At 41.0% G+C, this 2458-nt stretch carries 2 protein-coding genes and 1 pseudogene; all 3 read left to right on the top strand.

What is annotated here, in order from left to right; genetic code table 11:
• A pseudogene (locus AC1DWN_RS32115) lies at positions 1 to 311 on the top strand (hypothetical protein); the annotation flags it as partial.
• Between the two features lie 294 nt (positions 312 to 605).
• Positions 606 to 1577, top strand: a complete 972-nt coding sequence (locus AC1DWN_RS32110) for an ABC transporter permease (protein ID WP_477562903.1) — start codon at positions 606 to 608, stop codon at positions 1575 to 1577.
• The gene (locus tag AC1DWN_RS32105; protein ID WP_477562902.1) at positions 1571 to 2440 is read left to right on the top strand and encodes a carbohydrate ABC transporter permease; all 870 of its coding nucleotides are present in this window, start codon (positions 1571 to 1573) and stop codon (positions 2438 to 2440) included. The genes AC1DWN_RS32110 and AC1DWN_RS32105 overlap by 7 nt, the downstream gene beginning before the upstream one ends.
• Positions 2441 to 2458 lie beyond the last annotated feature (18 nt).

Below are 2458 nucleotides of genomic sequence, written 5' to 3'. Positions count from 1 at the left end.
GATGGAATGACTCTTATAATATGGAACTTGCGGCACTTACTACACCCGACAAATCGAAGCTGCCGATCCGCAATGAATTGATGAACTTGGGAGCAGGAAAATACGAAATATTGAATGGTGTTACGAAACCGATCTTTAATGAGCATCGTGAAAGATTGGAAAAATTAATGATGAAAACGTTCGTTGATATGATTACTGGCAAAACGCCAGTCAGCGAATTTGACAACTTCGTGGCTGAATGGAATAAATTAGGTGGCGATAAAGTCATGGTAGAAGCACAAGATGCCTATGACAAATTAAAACAAAAATAGCATCCAGCGAAACCAATGTGAAAGGTGTAAGTCAAGAGCTCAGCGAGAGCACCTTGATTTACACCTTTTATTTTTACGTCTCAGCCTTTTCTTGCTTAGGTACACACTTCTGAATCAACGAGATCTGACCTGCATGCAAGCCGATGTGATACACCAGGAGATCCATCGTTTCTGATTCGACAGAAAAACAATAAGGAAGTCAAATAACTGATAATGCTGCCCAATTACCCTCATGCTATACTTTTCATATGAAATGAATGCGCATTCATATGAACATGGAAGGAGATAGACACGATGAGTAAAACGACAACATTGGCCCCTCAGCCTGATTTTGACGGCCATTCGAAAACCAGGAACACCAGATCCAAACTGTATGCGGTAAAAAAATACCGGGTATTGATAGTGATGATAATTCCTGCATTGCTGTACGTTACTATTTTCAATTATGTGCCAATTTATGGGCTCGTGATTGCATTTAAAGACTTTCAAATTACGAAAGGTTTCGTTGATAGTCCATGGGTAGGCTTCGCCCATTTTGAAAAAGCATTTTCAGATCCAGGATTTTATGAGGTGCTTAAAAATACGGTGATCATCAGCTTGTATCGTATGCTGTGGGGTTTCCCCATTCCGATTCTATTTGCGATCATGTTAAGTGAGATTAAGAATGTTAAATTCAAAAAGGTTGTCCAGACGGCTTCATACCTGCCTCATTTTATTTCTTGGATCATTCTAGGCGGTATTTTCATGAGCATCCTTTCCATGGAAGGGCCAGTCAATGCGATACTTGGACTTTTTGGGATCGATCCCATTTTGTTCATGGCTGATATTGAGTATTTTCGCGCGATACTTGTCGCAACGTCGGTCCTGGCAGGATTCGGATGGAGCTCGATCATTTATTTTGCGGCAATTACGGGCATCGATCCGACTTTGCATGAGGCTGCCGTTGTTGACGGCGCAGGCCGATTCAAGCGAATGATCTACATAACGATCCCGATGTTATTTCCAATCATCAGTATTATGCTCGTCTTATCGATGTCAGGTATTCTCGATGCTGGTTTCGACCAAATATTCAATATGTACAATACGCAAGTGTATGAAGTCGCTGACATTATCGACACCTATGTATACAGAAAAGGTTTAATTGATATGGATTATGGTTATGCGACCGCGGTAGGTTTGTTTAAATCAGTTATAGGTTTGATCTTGATGCTGTCGGCAAATGCACTTGCTAGAAAGATTGGAGGCAGTGATAATACATTATGGTAAACGGGAATAAAATTGTAGATATGTTTCTGTATACAATCATGACGATCATTTTGATTGTCACATTGTATCCGTTCTGGACACAACTCGTCATCTCGCTTGATGGTGGGAATGCCGCCTATGATTCATTTATGCTGTTTCCGAATCCGATCACGTTTGACAGTTATAAGCTCGCATTTGAATTTGATGCGTTATGGGTCGGTTATAAAAATACGATCATTCGGACTGTCGTTGGTGTGGCCATCAGTGTCATTGCAACTGCAATTACGGCATATCCATTGTCAAAAAAAGATTTTCCGCTCAATAAATGGATTACGCGATTCATGTTGATCCAATTTATTATCGGAGGCGGGTTAATTCCTAACTACTTGCTAATCAAGTCGCTCGGGATGTACAACACCATATGGGCACTTGTCATTCCCGGTATGATTGCCACATTCAATGTATTGATTATGCGTAACTTCTTCAGATCGTTGCCGGAAAGCTTGGAAGAATCGGCGATGGTAGATGGTGCTGGATATTTGAAAATCTTCATTAAAATCATTCTTCCATTATCCATGCCAATTATTGCCACGATAGCGTTATGGGTAGGGGTGGGGCATTGGAATGCCTGGTTCGACGCCTTGATCTATACGAGTGATTCGAATAAAGAGATGCTGCAGCTGGTACTGCGAAGAATTATTATCCAGAATAACCCAACTCAATTCGCCGACATTTTAGCGAAGCTGGAAAATAAAAATCCTTATTCCGGAAGACAGTTGCAGGCCACAGTCATCGTTCTTTCGATCCTTCCGATGATTATTGTTTATCCTTTTCTGCAGAAGTATTTTGTAAGGGGTATTATGCTGGGTGCTACGAAGGGTTAACCATCAACAGGTTAACCT

Source organism: Paenibacillus sp. P4_A7, assembly GCF_056402455.1.
This window is presented reverse-complemented; position numbering and strand designations above follow the sequence as displayed.